This window comes from Caniella muris, assembly GCF_943193035.1.
GTDB lineage: Bacteria > Actinomycetota > Coriobacteriia > Coriobacteriales > Atopobiaceae > Granulimonas > Granulimonas faecalis.
The window spans coordinates 398,218-418,143 of sequence record NZ_CALPCK010000001.1 but is presented as its reverse complement, the minus strand read 5'-3'; the positions used below and the strand labels follow the sequence as shown (position 1 = coordinate 418,143).

Genomic DNA, 19,926 nt, shown 5'->3' with positions numbered 1-19,926 from the left:
TGCAGGGGGCGGTCGGCCATCGGCCCGGCCGCCCCCTTTCTCCGCCCGAGGGTCCCCGGCCGCCTGGGCGGCCGACGCCATTTGCTAGAATCCCATGAGCATGAGCGATCCGGCCCCGTGGGGGCCGTCACCGAGAAGGAGTCTTCCATGGGCGACCACAGCGAGCACGAAGGGCGCGTCCCCGTCTACGACGCGGGCGCCATCGAGGAGAAGTGGCAACGCGTCTGGGAGGAGCGGGGCCTCTTCCGCGCCGCCGACGACGGCCGTCCCAAGAAGTACGTCCTCGAGATGTTCCCGTACCCCTCGGGCGACCTCCACATGGGCCACGCCCGCAACTACACCATCGGCGACGCCATGGCGCGCCAGGCCCACATGCAGGGCTTCGACGTCCTGCACCCCATCGGGTTCGATGCCTTCGGCCTCCCTGCGGAGAACGCCGCCATCAAGCACCGCACGCAGCCCGCCAAGTGGACCTACGGCAACATCGACCAGGCCGTGGCCACCATGCGCCGCATGGGCTTCTCCTACGACTACGACCGCATGGTGAGGACCTGCGACCCCTCCTACTACCGCTGGGGCCAGTACCTCTTCCTCAAGATGTGGGAGAAGGGCCTCGTCGACCGCCGCACGTCGCCGGTCAACTGGTGCCCCACCTGCAATACCGTGCTCGCCAACGAGCAGGTCACCGAGGGGCGCTGCTGGCGCTGCGGCACCGTGCCCGAGCGCCGCGAGCTCACCCAGTGGTACCTCAAGATCACAGACTATGCCGAGGAGCTCCTCGACGACATCGACCGCCTCGACCGCTGGCCCGAGCGCGTGAGGCAGATGCAGCGCAACTGGATCGGCAAGTCCGAGGGTGCCGAGATCGACTTCGCCCTGGCCGACGCCTCCGGCGAGCCCACCGACCTCAAGATCACGGTGTTCACCACGCGCCCCGACACGCTCTTCGGCGCCAGCTTCTTCCTGCTCGCACCCGAGTACCCGCTGGTCCACGAGCTCGTGGACGGCACGGAGTACGAGGGGGCCGCGCAGGAGGTCATCGACATCGCCGAGGCCACGAGCGCGGTGGACCGCCAGTCCAGCGAGGTGGAGAAGCACGGCGCCTTCACGGGCCGCTACATGGTGAACCCGGTCAACGGCCGGCTCCTGCCCATCTGGGTGGCCGACTACGTCATCACCGACTACGGCACCGGCGCCGTCATGGGCGTCCCCTGCGGCGACGAGCGCGACTTCCAGTTCGCCCGCAAGTACGGCCTGCCCGTCCCGCCGATCATCCTCCAGGAGGACGATCCGCTCTTCGACGGGCTCTCCGGCCAGGAGGACCTCGTGGTGACCGACGTGCCCTGGGACCACGCCATGGACGCCGAGGGCGTCATGGTGCAGTCCGGCCCGATCACGGGCATGCGCGGCGGCAAGCGCTCCGAGGCCGCCAAGGCCGTCGTCGACCTGCTCGCGGAGCGCGGGCTCGCCCGCGAGGCCGTGAACTTCCGCCTGCGCGACTGGCTCATCAGCCGCCAGCGGTACTGGGGCAACCCCATCCCGGCCGTCCACTGCGAGCACTGCGGCATCGTGCCCGTGCCGGAGGACCAGCTGCCCGTGACGCTGCCCGAGGGCCTGGACCTCGCGGCGGGGGAGACCCTGGCCGAGTGCCCCGAGTTCTACGAGACCACGTGCCCCGTGTGCGGCGCCCCGGCCCGCCGCGAGACCGACACCATGGACACCTTCACGGACTCCAGCTGGTACTACCTGCGCTACTGCGACCCCCACAACGACCACGAGCCCGTGGGCCGCGCGGCGGCCGACCGCTGGATGCCCGTGGACAACTACATCGGCGGCATCGAGCACGCCATCCTGCACCTGCTCTACTCGCGCTTCTGGACCAAGGTCATGCGCGACCTCGGCATGGTCTCGTGCGACGAGCCCTTCACCGACCTGCTCTGCCAGGGCATGGTCAAGGACGAGAACGGCGAGGTCATGTCCAAGTCCAAGGGCAACGTCGTGGCGCCTGCGAGCGTCATCGAGCCCTACGGCGCCGACACCATGCGCCTCGCCATCCTGTTCATCGCGCCGCCGGAGAAGGACTTCGACTGGGACCCCCAGGCTGTGGCCGGCTGCAACCGCTTCCTCAAGCGCGCGTGGAAGAGCGTGTGGGAGGCCTCATGCTCCGCGACGCCGGGCGCCGAGCCCTCCATGGACGCGCTCGACGACGAGGGCAGGAAGCTCCTGCGCGCCGTGCACCGCCTGGGCATCAAGTGCACCGACGACTACGGGCGCAGGCAGTACAACACCGCCATCTCGGCGCTCATGGAGCTCGTGAACGCCGGCAACGCCTACCTCGCCGCCACGGCCCCCGGGGAGCGAGACGGCGCCCTCATGGCCCGCTATGCCCACGACCTCGTGGCCATGCTCTCGCCCGTCTGCCCCCACTGGGCCGACGAGCTCGCCTCCGAGGCCCTCGGCATGGAGGGCTCCATGTACGACGAGCCGTGGCCCACGTTCGACGCCGACCTCACCCGCGAGGACACCGTTGAGATCGTCGTCCAGGTGCTCGGCAAGATCCGCGCCCGCATCCAGGTGGCGCCCGACGCGCCCCGCGAGGAGCTCGAGCGCGCGGCGCTCGAGGCCGTGGCTCCCCAGCTGGAGGGCAAGGACGTCGTCAAGGTGGTCGTCGTCCCCGGCAAGCTGGTGAACGTCGTCGCCAGGTAGCAGGCCTCAAGGGCCCGTCCCATCCGGACGGGCCCTTTTTCGTTCCCTCTGCCCATGCGCGACGCCCCCGAATTTCCCGGAACCGCGCAAATTCGATATATTGGCTGAAAGATATCGGCGAACACCGGCCGCCCCCGGGACCATGGGACCGGGGGAGGGGCCGTCAGGAGGTCCCCCATGAAGTGCCCCCAATGCGGTAAGGACCTTGGAAGCGACCTGCTCCCCGCGCGCTGCCCCGACTGCGGGGCCAACCTCCGCGACCCGGCCCTCGTCTCCGGGTCCCGGGACGCCGGCGCCTCCCGCCGCTCCGTCGAGGGGCTCACGGGCATCGGGAAGGGGAGCACCAAGGACCGCGGCCGCCACAGGGTCCAGCTCGCCCTCGCCGTCCTGATCGTGGCCGTGTTCTGCGTCGGCGTCGTCTGGATGGTGCGGTGGGCCCAGGGGACCCTCAGCCGGGTGCCCGACGTCGTGGGCTGGCGCTACGAGCGCGCCGAGAAGGAGCTCAAGGCCCTCGGCTACGACGTGGAGCGCGAGGATGTGGCCACCAAGGACGCCTCCGCCGGCATCGTCGTCTCGGCCGACGTCCCCGAGGGGGGCTCCGGCACCGCCCGGCTCCAGGTGGCCACGGCGCGCACGATGCCCGACGTCGCCGGCATGGGGCTCGAGGAGGCGGAGGCGGCCCTCGACGGGGCGGCCATCCCCTACGCCGTGGAGGAGCGCACGGGGGACGGCGAGGACGGCCGGGTCCAGGGGGCGTCGCTCGAGGCGGGGCGCGAGGTGGTGGGCGACACCACCGTCACCCTCTACGTGACCAGGCTGCCCCGCGTGCCCGACGTCATGGGCAAGACCCGCCAGGAGGCCGTCGCGGCCCTCTCCGAGGCCGGCCTCGGCTACGAGGTCGAGAGCGTCCCCCACGAGGACGGCAAGGCCGTGGGCACCGTCGTCTCGGTGGACCCGGCGGCCGGTACCGCCGTCAAGCCTGGCGACAAGGTGAGGATCGGCGTGGTGTCCCAGCGCAAGAGCCTCTCCCAGGCCACTGCGGAGCAGGCGGTGGCGGCCGTGTACGACTCGGCGTCCCCCGGTGACTCCATCGGCTCCGCGCTCTCCGCGCTTCTCTCGCCCGAGTCGCCCTTCGCCGGCAAGGGCGCCCACGAGGTCTGGTACGGCATGGTCAAGGCGGCCGGCGGCCACGAGGGCGTGGACGCGCGGATCCAGTCGCTGCCGCGGTCGGTGAACTCCGCCTCCATCGACGTGTCCGACGACGGCTCCTCGGCGGAGGCCCGCGTGTCGGTGCACTGGGACTGGACGTCACTGGGCGACGGCTACCAAGGCGTGACGTCCGACGACCTCCACACGGTCACCATGACCTTCGACGACGAGGGCCGGCTCCTGACGTTCTACGACCCCCAGACCGACGTCCCGGCCTACCGGGTGGAGTCCTGACCCTCGATTGTGGAGACTTGACGGTCATCGGCGGCCCATGCCATACTGGGCACCGTAAACATGCAGTTCAATCGGGAAGTGGGAGCGTTCGTCGCCCCGCTTCCTTTTTTTGGGAAGGTGGGCCATGGCTGTCAAGGACATCAGGTCGCGGCTTCTGGAGGCCCTCGAGGCCGAGGCTGCCGCCCACGGGGCGGACATCGTCGACGTCGAGGTGGCCGGTGCGTCCAAGGCGCCCGTCGTCCGGGTTCGCGTCGACCGGGCCGAGCCCGGCGATCCCGTCTCCCTCGACGAGGTGGCCTCCCACAACGGGTGGGTCGGCGACGTCGTCGAGGCGCTCGACCCCTTCCCGGGCTCCTACACCCTCGAGGTCTCCTCTCCCGGCCTCGACCGGCCCCTGCGCCGCCCCGCCGACTTCGAGCGCTTCGCCGGCGAGCCCGTGCAGGTGCGCATGGCGGGCCACGAGGGTCGCCGCACCTTCACCGGCACCCTCGTCGGCCTCAAGGGCGGCGACGTCGTCGTGGAGTGCGACGACGGTACCCACGCCCTGCCCCTCGCCGACGTCCAGTCGGCCAAGCTGAGGCCCGTCTTCTAGGGCGCGGGCTCCCCGGAGCCAACGCCCGTTTTCCCAGCCACCCACAAGAGGAAGGGGTGCCGCAGATGGCCGCCACCCACGACAACGAGAAGAACAACGAGATGATGGAGGCCCTCATGGCGCTCTGCCATGAGAAGCACATCGACGAGCTCTACCTGCTCGACCGCCTCGAGCAGTCGCTCGCCAAGAGCTACGCCGACCTCGACCCCGACCGCTTCCCCGACGGCGCCAAGGTCACCATCGACCGCACCTCGGGCCGGTTCTTCCTCTACCGCCTGGTCCCCGAGGGCGAGCCCGACCCCGAGACCGGCGAGTACACCGAGTTCCGCGAGGAGGCCGTGGACGACCCCGGCATCTCCCGCATCGCCGCCCTCCACGCCAAGAGCGAGATCGCGGCCATCACCCGCAACGCCGCCCGCCAGATGATCTACGAGGAGTTCTCGGAGCGCGTCGGCGACATCATCACCGGCACCGTCATCCAGTCGGTCCCCGACTTCACCATCATCAAGATCCGCGAGGGCATCGAGGCCGAGCTCCCGCACTTCGACCTCCGCAAGAACAACGAGGAGCGCCAGGAGCGCAACGAGCGCCCCGCCGGCGAGCGCTACCGCCACGGCGACCGCATCAAGGCCCTCATCATCGAGGTCCGCGACCCGCAGGCCCGCATCCAGCCCGTCCGCGGCGAGTTCTCCCGCCCCTCCATCGTGGTCTCCCGCTCCCACCCCGACCTGCTCCGCCGCCTCTTCGAGCTCGAGGTCCCCGAGATCTACGACGGGGTGGTGGAGATCGAGTCCATCGCCCGCGAGCCCGGCCGCCGCTCCAAGGTGGCCGTGAGCTCCCTGGACGACCGCCTCGACCCCGTGGGCGCCTGCGTCGGCCCCAAGGGCAGCCGCGTGCGCACCGTGGTCTCCGAGCTCCGCGGCGAGCGCGTCGACGTCGTGCTCTGGAGCGACGACCCCGCCAAGCGCGTGGCCAACGCCCTGTCGCCCGCCAAGGTGACCCGCGTCATCGTCGACCCCGAGCACACCTACGCCACGGTGATCGTGCCCGACGACCAGCTCTCCCTGGCCATCGGCAAGGAGGGTCAGAACGCCCGGCTCGCCGCGCGCCTCACCGGTTACCATATCGACATCAAGAGCGAGGGGATCGCCCGCGACCTCATCGCGAAGATGCGCAAGAAGGCCGAGGCCGCCGAGGACCTCATCGATCAGGACCAGGAGCAGCCCGCCACGCGTTGCGCCCACGTCTCCGAGAACGGGACGCAGTGCCGCAACATGGCCCGGCCCGGCTCCAAGTACTGCGGCGTCCACGAGGCCGCCGCGGAGGGGGAGAGCCTCCTCGACCGCGAGTACGACGCGATCGACACGTCCGATGACCCCGATTCCCTGATCTAAGGCGCATCAGGTCCCCGTCGTTCAGGTTCCAGGAAGGTTAGGTTGCATGGCAAAGACGCGCGTCAGCGAACTCGCCAAGGAGTTCGGCATCACGAGCAAGGAGATGCTCTCCCATCTCAAGGACATGAAGATCCCGGCGAAGTCCGCGTCGTCGGCCCTGGAGGACGCCTACGTCTCCATGGTGCGCAAGAAGCTCGCCCCCCAGCTCAAGGCCCGCGAGGAGGAACTCCGCGCCGCCCAGGAGGCCGAGGAGGCCGCCCGTAGGGCAGAGGAGGAGGCCCGCCGCGCCGCCGAGGAGGCCGCCCGCCGCGAGGTCGAGGAGCGCCGCCAGCGCGAGCGCGCCGAGGAGGAGCGCCGCCGTGCCGAGGAGGAGGCCCGCCGCGCCGCCGAGGAGGCCAAGGCCGCCGAGGAGGAGCGCCGCCGCGCCGAGGAGGCCGAGCGCAACCGCGTGAAGGACACCGCGCCCAAGAGCATGCCCAAGTTCACCAGCCTGCTGGAGCAGATCGCCCAGCAGGAGGAGGTGCTCAAGCAGAAGAAGGAGGAGGAGGAGGCCAAGCGCCGCGAGGAGGACAAGGCCAAGCGAGCCTCGCGTCCCCAGGAGCGCCGCGGCGGCGGCCGTCAGGACCGTCGCGGGCCGGCCGCCATGGACGTGGCCCCCTCGCCGGAGAAGGCCGCGGCCTCCAACCGGCACAACAAGCGCCACCACGGCCACGAGGGCCCCGACGAGGACCGCTACAGCCGCATGGCCCGCTCCGCCGAGGAGTACAACCGCGAGCGCGTCCTCGAGGACGCCCGCGCCTCCGTCGAGGAGGCCAGCCGCGAGTCCACCGGCCGCCGCAAGAAGCGCAAGGAGCACAGGAAGGCCCAGGCCGCCCAGGCGGCCAAGGAGCAGGCCATCCAGGAGGCCCTGGCCAACGACCAGGACATCTCCAAGCTCGACGTCGTGAAGGTGCCGCAGGGCGCCACCGTGGCCGAGCTCGCCGACCTTCTCGACATCCCGGCCTCCGACATCGTCAAGCGCCTCTTCCTGCTCGGCACCCCGCTCACCATGACCCAGTCGATGTCCGACGAGCTCATCGAGCTCGTGGCCGACGACCTGGGCCGCGAGGTCAAGGTCATGACCAAGGAGGAGGAGAACTCCTTCACGTTCTACGACGACCCGGCCGACCTCCTGCCGCGCGCCCCCGTGGTCACCGTCATGGGCCACGTCGACCACGGCAAGACCTCCACCCTCGACGCCATCCGCCACACCGGCGTGGCCGAGGGCGAGGCCGGCGGCATCACCCAGCACATCGGCGCCTCCCAGGTGAAGATCAACGGCCGCACCATCACCTTCGTCGACACCCCCGGCCACGAGACCTTCACCGCCATGCGCGCCCGCGGCGCCAAGGTGACCGACATCGTGGTCCTGGTCGTGGCCGCCGACGACGGCGTCATGCCCCAGACCATCGAGTCGATCAACCACGCCAAGGCCGCCGGCGTGCCCATCGTCGTGGCCGTCAACAAGATCGACCGCGACGACGCCAACCCCGACCGCGTGCGCCAGGAGCTCACCGAGTACGGCGTCATCCCCGAGGAGTGGGGCGGCGAGAACATGTTCGTCAACATCTCCGCCAAGAAGAACATGGGCATCGACGAGCTGCTCGAGACCATCCTGCTCCAGGCCGACGTCCTCGAGCTCAAGGCCAACCCCAACACCTTCGCCTCCGGCTACGTCCTCGAGGCCAAGCTCGACCGCGGCCGCGGCTCGGTGGCCACGCTGCTGGTCAACCGCGGCACCCTCCACGTGGGCGACGCCCTGGTCGCCGGCATGAGCTACGGCCGCGTCCGCGCCATGCTCGGCCAGAACGGCCAGCCCGTCACCGAGGCCGGCCCGTCCGACCCGGTGGAGATCCTCGGCCTGTCCTCGGTGCCCGCCGCCGGCGACGAGTTCCGCGTCTTCCAGGACGAGCGCGACGCCCGCGACCTCGCCGAGTCCCGCTCCCTCAAGGCCCGTATCGAGGAGCAGAACAAGGTCAAGCACGTCACCCTCGAGAACCTCTTCGACACCATGGAGGACGCCGAGGTCAAGGAGCTCAACCTCGTGGTCAAGGCCGACGTCCAGGGCTCCATCGAGGCCCTCTCCGACGCCCTGGGCAAGATGGACCAGTCCGAGGTCCGCATCAACATCATCCACAGCGCCGTGGGTGCCATCTCCGAGACCGACGTCATCCTCGCCGACGCCTCCAACGCCATCATCATCGGCTTCGGCGTGCGCCCGGAGGCCAAGGCCCGCGCCGCGGCCGAGCGCGACAACGTCCAGATCAAGTGCTACCAGGTCATCTACAAGGCCATCGAGGACATCGACGCCGCCCGCGTGGGCATGCTCAAGCCCACGGAGGAGGAGGTCCAGACCGGCGTCGCCGAGGTCCGCGATACCTTCAAGGTGCCCAAGGTCGGCATCGCCGCCGGCTGCATGGTGACCGAGGGCGAGATCTCGCGCGACGACTCCGTGCGCCTCACCCGCAACGGTATCGTGGTCTTCGACGGCAAGATGGCCTCCCTGCGCCGCTACAAGGACGACGTCAAGAGCGTCAAGGCCGGTTACGAGTGCGGCATCGGCCTCGAGAACTACCAGGACATCCACCCCGGCGACCTCATCGAGGGCTACAAGATCGTCCAGGTGGCCCGCACCGAGTAGGCTGCCGCCGGCCGTATCGCCCGGGACCGATGCGCGGGGCCCCTTGCCACTGGCGGGGCCCCGCGCATCGACCCTCAAGGAGGCTGACCATGAAACAGAACAAGAACTCCCGGCGCATCAACGAGCAGGCGCGCGAGAAGCTCGCCCACATCCTCCTGTTCGACGTGAGCGACCCCGCGCTCCAGCAGCTGACCCTCACGGGCTGCGAGGTCTCCATCGACAAGAGCTTCCTGCGCGCCTACGTCTCCTGCGACGCGGACCGCTACGAGGACGTCCTCGCGGCCCTCACGCGCGCCCGCGGCCGCATCCGCTCGCTCCTGGGCCGTGCGCTCGGCTGGCGCGTGACGCCCGAGCTGGACTTCCGCATCGACACCTCCACCGACGAGGCCGAGCGCATCACCCGCGCCCTCGAGAACGTGCCGCCCACCCTCTCCGTGGAGAAGGACGAGGACGGCTACCCCGTGGCGCCCGAGGGCGCGGGCGAGCCCGGCGACGAGAGGGGCTGAGGCTTGGCCATGGCCTGTCCAGTCGCCATCGGCGAGGCCCAGCGCAGGGACTTCGCCTCGATCGCGGCCCTCGTCGAGGGGGCCCGGACCATCGTTCTCTGCGCACACACGAGGCCCGACGGCGACGCCGTGGGGTCCGTGCTCGCCATGGCCGAGGTCGTCCGCGCCCGCTGGGGCGAGGGTCGGGAGGTCACCTGCCTGCTGGCCGACGACGGCCCCGTGCCCTCGACCTACCGGTTCCTGCCGGGCTCTGACACGTTCGTGGCCGCCTCGGCCTACAGGGGCGACCCTGACCTCTTCATCGCCCTCGACCTCCCCACGCCCTCCCGGCTCAACCACGCCCGGGCGGTCATGGAGCGATCGCGGGCCGTCGCCGTCATCGACCACCACCCGGCCGACGAGCCCTTCGGCACGCCGCACCTCACACGGACGGAGGCCGCGGCGACCGGTGTCCTCGTGACGGAGTTCGCGCTCTTCGCGGGCGTGGAGCTCACGCCCGCCATAGCCAACGACCTCTTCTGCGCCGTGCAGACCGACACCGGCCGGTTCCAGTACCAGAACGCCGACCCCGAGGCGTTCAAGGTGGCGTCGCTCCTCGTGGACGCCGGCGCCGACCCGTCGTGGGTCTCCCTCAACGTCTACCAGAGCTTCAGGCTCCCGTACCTCCACCTCGAGTCCATCGTCATGGGCCGCATCGTCACCCTCGACTGCGGACGCATCGCCTACAGCTACGCCACCCGGGCCGACCTCGCCCACACCGGGGCCGAGGACGACGAGTGCGACGGCCTCATCGACAGCGTGCGCTCCATCCGGGGCGCCGAGGCCGCGCTCTTCCTCAAGGAGTCGCCGACCCCGGGCGTCGTGCGCGGCAACCTGCGGGCCAAGGGGGACGTGGACGTCTCCGCCGTGGCGAGGGCCATGGGCGGCGGCGGGCACCGCGCGGCCGCCGGCTTCTCCGCCGACGGCACCATCGACGACGTGTTCGCCCAGGTGTTCCCGCTCCTCAGGGAGGCCGTCTCGGGCTGCCCGCCCTGCGGGGGCGCCCGGTGAGGCGCCGAGAGAGCGCGGTGGACTGCCTGTTCGCCGTGGACAAGCCCCGGGGCATGACGAGCCACGACGTCGTGGACGCCTGCCGCCGCGCCCTCCACGAGCGCAGGGTGGGCCACGGCGGGACCCTGGACCCCGACGCCTCGGGCGTCCTCGTCCTGGGCGTCGGGCAGGCCACGCGCCTCCTCGGCATCCTCACCCTTGCGACCAAGGCCTACGAGTCCACGTTCCGGTTCGGCTGCGAGACCACGACCGACGACGCCGAGGGGGCGCCCGTCCACGTGGCCAAGGCGCCGGCACGCCTCGCCGACCCCGTGGTGGCCGCCGCGGTCGTGGCCTCCATGCCCGGCGACGCCATGCAGGTGCCGCCGGCCTTCTCCGCCGTGTCCAAGGACGGCCGGCGCTCCTACGCCGCGGCGCGGGCGGGGGAGGCCGTGGAGCTCGACCCCAGGCCCGTCTCCATCCTCCGGGCCGAGCTGCTCGGCACCTCCCTCTACGACGGCGTGGTCTCCTGGGACGTCTCCCTCGAGGTCTCCAAGGGCTGCTACATCCGCTCCATAGCGCGCGACCTCGGCCGTGACGTCGGCTGCTGGGCCCACGTCTGCTCCCTGCGCCGCACGGCGTCCGGTCCCGTGGGCATCGCCGACTGCCTCACCCTCGACGAGCTCGCTGCCGGCGGCGTCGACGCCGTCCGTGCGCGGGCGCTCGACCCCGCGGCGGTCCTCGGCCTCCCGGTGCGCGAGCTCTCCGACCGGGAGCTCGCCGACGCGGCGTGCGGGAGGCGGCTGGCCGCCGCCGACGACGCCCACGAGGTCGCCCTCGTGCATGGCGGGCGCCTCCACGGCGTGTGGGAGCGCCGGGGCCGCTCCCTCGCCTCCAAGGTGAACCTCGTCAAGGGCGTCGAGGGGGTGCGCGGTGGGCTCCGCTGACGCCGGCGAGCTCGCCCGCTCCCTCGCGTGGGGCACCGTCGTGCCCCGGGGCGTCCCTGTCGACGGCGGCGCGCTCCACGGGCGCCCCGGCTCCCCGTGCGTCGCGGCCATCGGCGCCTTCGACGGCGTGCACGCCGGCCACCGCCAGCTCCTGGACCGCGCCCGGCGGGACGCCGCCTCCCGGGGGCTGCCCCTTGTGGCTGTCACGTTCGACCCGGATCCCTCCGGCGTCCTCGGGCCGGAGCCCCAGCCCGCGCTCCTCTCCCGCGACGACCGCCTCCGCATGCTCTGGTCCACCGGCATCGATGGGATCCTCGTCCTCGACTTCACGGCCGCCGTGGCCTCGCTCGACTACCGCCGCTTCATGGACGGGCTCGCCGCGACCCTCGGCCTCGCCTCGGTGCACGTCGGCGAGGGCTTCAGGCTCGGGGCCGGCGGCGAGGGCACCGTCGCCCGCCTCGCGGCGTGGGGCGCGGGGGCCGGCGTCGACGTCTTCGGCCACCGGCTCCTGGCCCTCGACGGCTCGCCGGTGAGCGCCACCCGCATCCGACGGGACGTGGCCGCGGGCGACGTGCAGGAGGCCCGCAGGCTCCTCACGCGGTATCATTTCTCCCACGGGACGGTCGTCCACGGCCGGGGCGAGGGCACGTCCTTCGGCTTCCCCACGGCCAACGTGGTGTGCCCTGCGGGGTCGGTGGCCCCGGCCTCAGGCGTCTTCGGCGGCTACGTCGTCGTCGACGGCCTCGCGTGGCCCGCCGCCGTCAACGCCGGGCTGCCGCCCACCTTCGCCGACGGGGGGGAGGGCGCCTCCGGCCCCTTCCTCGAGTGCGCGCTCGTGGGCTTCTCCGGCGACCTCTACGGCGCCGCCGTCGACGTCGTGCTCACCGAGGAGCTCAGGGCGTCGCGGAGGTTCGGGGACGTCGGGGACCTCAGGTCCGTCGTCCTCGGCAACATCGAGCAGGTGCGCCGCCGCCTCGGGGAGGCGCCGGTGAGGTTGGAGGGCCCCCGCTGACGGGACCCCCGGGAAGGAGGGGCATGATCGGCGACGACGAGCGCGAGCGCGTGCGCGAGGCCACCGACTTCGTGTCCCTGGTGGGGGAGACCGTCCAGCTGCGCGAGCGCTCGTCGGGGGACTTCTGGGGCTGCTGCCCCTTCCACCACGAGAAGTCGCCGTCGTTCCACGTCAAGGCGGACACCGGCTTCTGGTACTGCTTCGGTTGCGGCGAGGGCGGCGACGTCTTCAACTACGTCCAGAAGCGTGAGGGTCTCGACTTCCCTGACTCCATCCGGTATCTGGCCGACCGTGCGGGCATCGAGCTCCACGAGACGGGCCAGGCCCGGAGGGGCCCGGCCCGGAACCGGCTGCACCTCTGCCTCCAGGCGGCCGAGGACTTCTACGCCAACCAGCTCCTGCGTGTCCGCGGCAAGGCCCAGGACGCCGCCCGCGCCTACTGCGCCGGCCGCGGCATGGGCTCGGCCGTGTGCCGGCGGTGGGGCCTCGGCTACGCCCCCGGCCACGGCGAGCTCGTGCGCCATCTCGGCTCGCTCGGGTTCACCTCCCAAGAGATGCTGGCCGCCGACCTCGCCGTCCAGCGGTCGGGGCGCCTGGCCGATCGCTTCTACGACCGCGTGATGTTCCCCATCCACGACGAGGCCGGCCGCGCCATCGGCATGGGCGGCCGCGTCATGGGCGACGCCAAGCCCAAGTACATCAACTCCAAGGACTCGCCCGTGTGGCACAAGTCCAAGCACCTCTTCGCCTTCGACCGCGCCAAGGAGTCGGCGGTGGCCACGGGGGAGCTCGTCGTCGTCGAGGGCTACACCGACACCATCGCGCTCCACGAGGCGGGCTTCACCAACGTGGCCGCCGTCCTGGGCACCGCCCTCACGCTCGACCACATCAAGCTCATCAACCGCCTCAAGCCCAAGCGCGTCGTCGTCATGCTCGACGGCGACGCCGCCGGCCAGCGGGCGGCGGACAAGACCGTGCGGTTCGTGGACAAGACCGAGGCCGACCTCCTCTGCGTCACGCTGCCCGACGACGCCGACCCGGCGGAGTACGTGGCCGCCCACGGTGCCGACGCCCTGCGCGACCGCCTGGCCGAGGCCCGGCCGCTCATCGACGTCGTGCTCGAGCGCCACCTCGACGGCGCCGGGTCCATGGGCCCCGGGCGGCGCGTGCGCGCCATGGAGGACGTGGCCTCCATCCTCGCCCCGCTCAAGGACTCCATCCTCATCGACGGCTACGCCCGGCGCGTGGCCGACGCCCTGGGGACGAGCCCCGAGGAGGCCCTGCGCCGCATCCGGGCCGCCGAGGTCCCCCAGGAGGACGACGGCGCCCGCGGCCGGAGGCAGGCGCAGGCCCCGGCCGCGCCCCCCGACGCGTACGACCCCTACCGGGACGTCTATGAGCCCGAGCCGGAACCCGGGGCGGGGGAGGGACCCTGGTCGAGCTGGGGGGAGCCTGTGCGCGACCCCGCCTCGGACCTCGAGGCCCGGGCGGAGCGCGAGCTCCTCGGCGCCATGGTCGCCCACCCCGGCGCGTTCGGCGAGCAGGCCGCCCGCATCGCCTCGACCACGTGGTCCGACCCCCGCCACGAGGCCGTGGCGTGGGCCGTCCTCGGGCTGCCGCCCGGGAGCACGCCCGCCGACGCCGCCCGGGCGGCCACCGAGGCCATCCCCGAGGCGCCGGCGCTGCTCTCCGGCGCCTCCATCGACGTCGTGTCGAGCGCCCCCGCGGAGTCCAAGGCCGCCTTCCTGGTCGACAACGTGGAGCTCTTCTCGCTGAGGAGGAGGTCCCGCGCCCTCCAGGCGCGCCTCGCCTCGCCGGGCCCCGACGACGACGTGCGCTCCCTCATGCAGGAGGTCGTGGACCTCGGCGCCCGCGAGGCCGCCCTCAAGGAGTCCCTCGCCGGCGGCCGCTAGGTTGTAGTTCCCGTGGTCATTCGAGCGTTCGGGTAGACTATTGCGCAGTATGCCCATGCGAAGGGAGACCATTGGCAGCCAAGAAATCCCAGAAAAGCCCCGTTCTCTCCGACGAGCTCGAGTCGGTTCGTGCAGGCCTGGTCAAGGCCTCCAAGAAATCGGGCGGCAGCGTCTCCGAGGACGACATCCAGGTGGCCCTGAGCGACATCGACGTCGACGACGCCGAGCTCAACGACCTCTACACGGCGCTCCGCTCCGGCGGCGTCGAGATCGTCTCCGAGGTCGAGACCGTGCCTGACGGCGTGGTGGTGGAGGAGGACCTCGACGACGAGGACATCGACTCCGACATCGACAAGGTCCACGACGACGAGGACGACGACTCGCCCGTCGACGACGACGCCAAGCCCGTGGCCGTGAAGGAGCCCAAGGCCCCGGCCAAGCGCAAGCGCCGCACCAAGAAGCGCCGCACCGACTCCTCGGCCATCATGCTCACCGGCGACCCGGTGCGCATGTACCTCAAGGAGATCGGCAAGGTCGACCTCCTCTCCGCCGCCGACGAGGTGCACCTGGCCATGAAGATCGAGGCCGGCACCGAGGCCACCGAGAAGCTCGAGGCCTTCTCCGCGGGCGAGCTCGACCTCACCCGCGCCGAGCAGCGCCGCCTCATGCGCATCGAGCAGATGGGCCTCGAGGCCAAGCAGCAGCTCATCAGCGCCAACCTGCGCCTCGTCGTCTCCATCGCCAAGCGCTACGTGGGCCGCGGCATGCTCTTCCTCGACCTGATCCAGGAGGGCAACCTCGGCCTCATCCGCGCCGTCGAGAAGTTCGACTACACCAAGGGCTTCAAGTTCTCCACCTACGCCACCTGGTGGATCCGCCAGGCCATCACCCGCGCCATCGCCGACCAGGCCCGCACCATCCGCATCCCGGTGCACATGGTCGAGACCATCAACAAGCTCGTGCGCATCCAGCGCACCCTGCTCCAGGACCTCGGCCGCGACCCCACCCCGGAGGAGATCGGCGCCGAGATGGGCATGAGCGCGGAGCGCGTGCGCGAGATCCAGAAGATCAGCCAGGAGCCCGTCTCCCTCGAGACCCCCATCGGTGAGGAGGAGGACTCCCAGCTCGGCGACTTCATCGAGGACGCCGGCGCCGTGGCGCCCCCCGAGGCGGCCAGCGACTCCATGCTCCGCGAGCAGCTCGAGCAGGTGCTCGACGGCCTCGCGGACCGCGAGCGCAAGGTCATCAAGCTGCGCTTCGGCCTCGAGGACGGCCATCCCCGGACCCTCGAGGAGGTGGGCCGCGAGTTCGGCGTCACCAGAGAGCGCATCCGTCAGATCGAGTCCAAGACCTTGGCCAAGCTCCGCCACCCCAGCCGCTCCGGCAAGCTCAAGGACTACATGGAGGAGTAAGGTCCCGAAAATCAGCAGGTAGATGCCCTGCATATTCCATTTGCGTCCCGAACCGTCCCAAACGCCACCAGCGGGACGGTTCGGGACGCCTCTTGTTGCGGTTCGTTTTTGCGCCCGGTTTTTCCGGATTCACCCTTGCGCCCGCGGCGGAGTGCGCGTATATTCTTTGCTCGTGCCAAGGCGCACCCGATTCCTCGGTAGCTCAATGGTAGAGCACGCGGCTGTTAACCGCGCTGTTGTAGGTTCGAGCCCTACCCGAGGAGCCAGATTCTTCCAAGGTCCCGCGAGGGGCCTTTTTTCATGGCGCGTCCCATGCCTCTATGGCTTGTGTGGCCCCCGGTGAACCTGTGCTAGAGTCATTCTCGCACGTAAAGGTCCATTCGGGCCTTTGAGCTGCGGTTTCCCACCTTCCACGAAGGAGTAGCGTGTCAAAGCAGACCAAGGTCTCCACGGACGGCGCCAAGGCCGTCGCCACGTGGAACACGGGCATCAAACGCGACTGGTCCATCCTGTGCGAGCTGGTGAGCAAGGACTTCAAGCTCAAGTATCGCCGGAGCGTCCTCGGCGTGGCGTGGTCGGTCCTCAACCCGCTGCTCATGATGGTCGTCATGAGCATCGTGTTCACGCACTTCATGCGCGGCGCCAACATGCCGCCCGAGGTGTACCCCGTCTACCTCATCATCGGCAACATCACCTTCAGCCTCATGAGCGCGGCCACCAACGACGGCATGTGGTCCATCATCAACGCCGCGCCGCTGCTCAAGAAGGTGAAGATCAACCGCATCGTCTTCCCCGTGCAAAAGGTGCTGTTCTCCCTCGTGAACTTCGGCCTCTCGCTCATCGCCGTGGCCCTCGTCATGGTGTGGGCGCGGATCCCGCTCTCCCTGAACATCCTGTTCATCGTCCCGTTCCTGGCCTACATCCTGCTCTTCTGCATCGGCCTCGGGCTCTTCCTGGCCACGCTCGCCGTGTTCTTCCGCGACGTCATCCACCTCTGGTCGGTCGTCCTCACGGCGTGGACCTACCTCACGCCCATCTTCTACACCATGGACATCCTGCCGGAGCCCCTCCAGCACCTCATGCGGTTCAACCCCATGTACCAGTACATCGACTACTTCAGGACCTTCCTGCTCTACCAGCAGGCCCCGAGCCTCGGGGCCAACGCGGCGTGCCTCGTCATGGCCCTCATCACCCTGGCCGTGGGCTACCTCGTGTTCCGCAAGAACGAGCACAAGTTCATCCTGTACATCTAGGAGCAGCCTTGAACGCCACCCAAACGCCCTCCGAGGGCTTCGAGCACCTGTTCGGCGACGACCACGCCGACATCGTCGCCGACGCGCCCGTCTGCATCGACGTCGACGACGTCTCGGTGGTCTTCAACATGGCCTCCGAGCAGCTCAACTCCCTGAAGGAGTACTTCATCTCCCTCATCCGCCGCGAGCTGTTCTTCAAAGAGTTCCGCGCCCTCAACCACATCAGCTTCCAGGTGCGCAAGGGCGAGGCCTTCGGCCTTGTGGGCACCAACGGCTCGGGCAAGTCCACCATGCTCAAGGTCATCGCCGGCGTCCTCGAGGCCAGCGAGGGCCGGGTGGCCGTGACGGGCTCCATCGCCCCGCTCATCGAGCTCGGCGCGGGCTTCGACATGGACCTCACGGCCCGCGAGAACATCTACCTCAACGGCGCTCTCCTCGGCTACACCCGCGAGTTCATCGACTCCCACCTCGACGAGATCGTCGACTTCGCCGAGCTCCGCGACTTCATGGACATGCCGCTCAAGAACTACTCCAGCGGCATGGTGGCCCGCATCGCCTTCGCCATCGCCACGATCACGGAGCCCGACATCCTCATCGTCGACGAGACCCTCTCCGTGGGGGACTTCCTCTTCCAGCAGAAGTGCGAGCGCCGCATCCAGGAGCTCGTGGAGTCCAACAACGTCACCGTGCTCCTCGTGAGCCACTCCATCGAGCTCGTGGAGCGCATCTGCGACCGCGTCTGCTGGATCGAGAAGGGCCAGCAGCGCATGATCGGCCCGTGCCAGGAGGTCTGCGACGCCTACAAGGCCCTCGGGAGCTCCTGATGGCGGTGGCGGGGGAGAGGCCCCTCTTCTCGCTCGTCATGTGCCTCTACGGCGTGGAGGCCACCGTGGCCCGCGCCGTGACGGCGATGCTCGCCCAGCCGTTCGACGACTTCGAGCTCGTCCTCGTCGACGACGCCTCGCCGGACGGTTCCCTCGACGCGGCCCTGGCCGCCGCGGGGGGCGACCCCCGCGTGCGCGTGGTGCGCCACGGGGATAACCGCGGGCTCTCCGGCGCCCGCAACACCGGCCTCGAGGCCGCCCGTGGGCGCTACGTCGCCTTCCCGGACCCGGACGACACCGTGGGGCGCGACTTCCTCCCCGCCGCCGCGGACGCCGTGGCCGCCTTCGACCCCGACATCGTCGTCGAGGGTCTGACCGAGGTCTACGAGCGCGCTGACGGCACCGTCGAGCGGGAGCGGCCCATCGTTCCCGACGGGGCGCTCCTCGAGGGCCCGGCCGTGGCCCGCGCCGTGCTCCCCCTCGAGGTCAAGACCCTCGTCGGCTACGTCAACTGCAAGTTCTTCCGCACGGACCTCGTGGGGGACCTGCGCTTCGAGGAGGGCACGAGCCTCTCCGAGGACTTCTTCTTCTCCATCGAGATGTTCGAGCGGGCCCGCCGCGTGGCCGTGGTCCCGTGCGCCGCGTACCGCTACTTCAAGCGGCCGAGCGGGTCGCTCACGTCGCGCTGGGACGACACCTACTACGACATCCACCGCCGCCGTGTGGCCAGGCTCTACCGCTACCTCTGCGAGCACGGCCTCGACGGCACGGAGACGCGCCGCCTCGTGGGCGTGCTGTACGGCCGCTACATCGTGTCCGCGCTCATGCGGGCCTGCGACCCGCGCTCGAGCCTCGACGCCGCCGGGCGCAGGGACTGGGTGACGCAGGTCTTCTCGGACCCGCTGTTCGACCGCCTCGTGACCGTGGCCTACTCCGACGAGAGCCTGGCCACCAACGCGGCGCTCTCGGTGCTCCGCACGCGGGACGTCGGCCTGGCCCTCGCCCTCGGGCGCGCCGTGGGCGTGGCGAGGGGCACGGCCTCCGGGGCCTTCGGGCGGATCCAGCAGAAGCGGTAGGGAGGGGCGACGTGGAGAAGCAGCTCACCATAGCCATGCCCAGCTACAACGTGGAAGGGCTCATCGCCCGGGGCCTCGAGAGCCTCTCGGACCCCCGGCTGGCGGCGGCCCTCGAGGTCGTCGTCGTGGACGACGGCTCCACCGATGGCACCGCCGACGTCGCGAGGCACTTCGTGGAGGCGCACCCGGACGTCTTCCGCCTCGTCTCCAAGGAGAACGGCGGCCACGGCTCCGCGGTGAACGCCGGCCTCGACGCGGCCCGGGGCCGCTACTTCCGCGTGGTGGACGCCGACGACTGGGTGGACCCCGACGGCCTGGCCGCCGAGCTCGAGCTCCTGCCCGGCATCTCGTCGGACATCGTGGTCGACGTGCGCCGCGACGTCCACATGGGGACCGGGTCCACCGAGCCCAGGCCCCTGCCGGCGGGCCTGCCCACCGGCCGCGAGGTGCCCTTCGCCTCGGTGTCGGCCGAGGCCGCCCGCACCAACTGCATTTCGATCCACACCGTGTCGGCGCGCACGGACTTCCTCCGCGCCTGCGGCGTGAGGCTCCTGGAGCACACGTTCTACGTCGACACGCAGCTCGTCGTGGAGGCCACGGCCCGCGCGGAGACCGTCACCCTGCTCGACATCGAGGTCTACCGGTACCTCGTGGGCAACGCGTCTCAGAGCGTCGCCGCCGAGGGGTACGTGCGGCGCTTCGACGACCACGACCGCGTGGTGAGGGAGGTGTGCCGGTTCGTGGAGGGGCGCCTCGCCGACCCGTCGACGACGGCCGAGGCCGCCGAGTACCTCAGGCTCCGCGCCCGGCTCCTCGTGAACACGCACTACAACGTGATGCTCGTCTACGACCGCGACCGCAGGCGGGGTCGCGCCCGCGCCCGCTCGTTCAGGGCGTGGCTCGGCGCCGAGCACCCGTGGCTGCGGGCGGTCACCGACGGCCGCTACCTCGCTGCCCTGGCGGCCGGCGCGGTGCGCCTCGACGCCAGTGCCTTGGACCGCCTGCTCGGCCGCATGGACCACGAGGCTGCCGGAGATTAGCACACGGAGCTGAATTAGTCCACTGCCTCTCTCCTCACCGAGTCATTGACGCCGTCGGGGGGAGTCCCTCTGTTTTCCCAAACTGAAATACTTGGTTCG

Annotated in this window: 15 protein-coding genes and 1 tRNA gene; all 16 read left to right on the top strand. The window is 70.6% G+C overall.

The features are described 5' to 3' along the window. Window positions 1–147: 147 nt before the first annotated feature. A complete protein-coding gene (gene leuS / locus NFR49_RS01850) occupies window positions 148–2,706 on the top strand; it encodes a leucine--tRNA ligase (RefSeq protein WP_251157981.1) in 2,559 nt (852 codons plus the stop codon). Between the two features lie 177 nt (window positions 2,707–2,883). Continuing rightward, window positions 2,884–4,149, top strand: a complete 1,266-nt coding sequence (locus tag NFR49_RS01845) for a PASTA domain-containing protein (RefSeq protein WP_251157980.1) — start codon at window positions 2,884–2,886, stop codon at window positions 4,147–4,149. A 124-nt stretch (window positions 4,150–4,273) separates the two neighbouring features. Then, window positions 4,274–4,741, top strand: coding sequence for a ribosome maturation factor RimP (locus tag NFR49_RS01840; protein WP_251157979.1), 468 nt, complete (start codon window positions 4,274–4,276; stop codon window positions 4,739–4,741). 65 nt (window positions 4,742–4,806) lie between these two features. Continuing rightward, on the top strand, window positions 4,807–6,135 hold the full coding sequence (gene nusA, locus NFR49_RS01835) for a transcription termination factor NusA (RefSeq protein WP_135977360.1): 1,329 nt from the start codon (window positions 4,807–4,809) through the stop codon (window positions 6,133–6,135). A 46-nt stretch (window positions 6,136–6,181) separates the two neighbouring features. Further along, window positions 6,182–8,815 carry a translation initiation factor IF-2 gene (gene infB, locus NFR49_RS01830; protein ID WP_251157978.1) on the top strand — a complete coding sequence of 878 codons (2,634 nt, stop codon included), beginning with the start codon at window positions 6,182–6,184 and terminating at the stop codon, window positions 8,813–8,815. A gap of 89 nt (window positions 8,816–8,904) precedes the next feature. Further along, window positions 8,905–9,321, top strand: coding sequence for a 30S ribosome-binding factor RbfA (gene rbfA / locus NFR49_RS01825; RefSeq protein WP_135977362.1), 417 nt, complete (start codon window positions 8,905–8,907; stop codon window positions 9,319–9,321). Between the two features lie 9 nt (window positions 9,322–9,330). Then, window positions 9,331–10,371, top strand: coding sequence for a DHH family phosphoesterase (locus tag NFR49_RS01820; protein ID WP_251157977.1), 1,041 nt, complete (start codon window positions 9,331–9,333; stop codon window positions 10,369–10,371). A 17-nt stretch (window positions 10,372–10,388) separates the two neighbouring features. Continuing rightward, on the top strand, window positions 10,389–11,297 hold the full coding sequence (gene truB / locus NFR49_RS01815) for a tRNA pseudouridine(55) synthase TruB (RefSeq protein ID WP_251157976.1): 909 nt from the start codon (window positions 10,389–10,391) through the stop codon (window positions 11,295–11,297). Then, window positions 11,284–12,309 carry a bifunctional riboflavin kinase/FMN adenylyltransferase gene (gene ribF / locus NFR49_RS01810; protein WP_251157975.1) on the top strand — a complete coding sequence of 342 codons (1,026 nt, stop codon included), beginning with the start codon at window positions 11,284–11,286 and terminating at the stop codon, window positions 12,307–12,309. Before truB ends, ribF begins: the two co-directional genes overlap by 14 nt. Before the next feature lie 23 nt (window positions 12,310–12,332). Further along, window positions 12,333–14,222, top strand: a complete 1,890-nt coding sequence (gene dnaG / locus NFR49_RS01805) for a DNA primase (protein WP_251157974.1) — start codon at window positions 12,333–12,335, stop codon at window positions 14,220–14,222. A 71-nt stretch (window positions 14,223–14,293) separates the two neighbouring features. Beyond that, window positions 14,294–15,634: an RNA polymerase sigma factor RpoD gene (gene rpoD, locus NFR49_RS01800; RefSeq protein ID WP_251157973.1), complete on the top strand. Its 1,341-nt coding sequence runs from the start codon at window positions 14,294–14,296 to the stop codon at window positions 15,632–15,634. A 191-nt stretch (window positions 15,635–15,825) separates the two neighbouring features. Beyond that, a tRNA-Asn gene (locus tag NFR49_RS01795) sits at window positions 15,826–15,900 on the top strand. A 159-nt stretch (window positions 15,901–16,059) separates the two neighbouring features. Further along, window positions 16,060–16,887 carry an ABC transporter permease gene (locus NFR49_RS01790; protein ID WP_251157972.1) on the top strand — a complete coding sequence of 276 codons (828 nt, stop codon included), beginning with the start codon at window positions 16,060–16,062 and terminating at the stop codon, window positions 16,885–16,887. An 8-nt stretch (window positions 16,888–16,895) separates the two neighbouring features. Next, on the top strand, window positions 16,896–17,711 hold the full coding sequence (locus tag NFR49_RS01785; protein WP_338032513.1) for an ABC transporter ATP-binding protein: 816 nt from the start codon (window positions 16,896–16,898) through the stop codon (window positions 17,709–17,711). Then, window positions 17,711–18,787, top strand: a complete 1,077-nt coding sequence (locus NFR49_RS01780) for a glycosyltransferase family 2 protein (protein ID WP_251157971.1) — start codon at window positions 17,711–17,713, stop codon at window positions 18,785–18,787. The genes NFR49_RS01785 and NFR49_RS01780 overlap by 1 nt, the downstream gene beginning before the upstream one ends. Before the next feature lie 11 nt (window positions 18,788–18,798). Then, entirely contained in the window at window positions 18,799–19,827 is a 1,029-nt protein-coding gene (locus NFR49_RS01775; RefSeq protein ID WP_251157970.1) for a glycosyltransferase family 2 protein, read from the top strand. Window positions 19,828–19,926 lie beyond the last annotated feature (99 nt).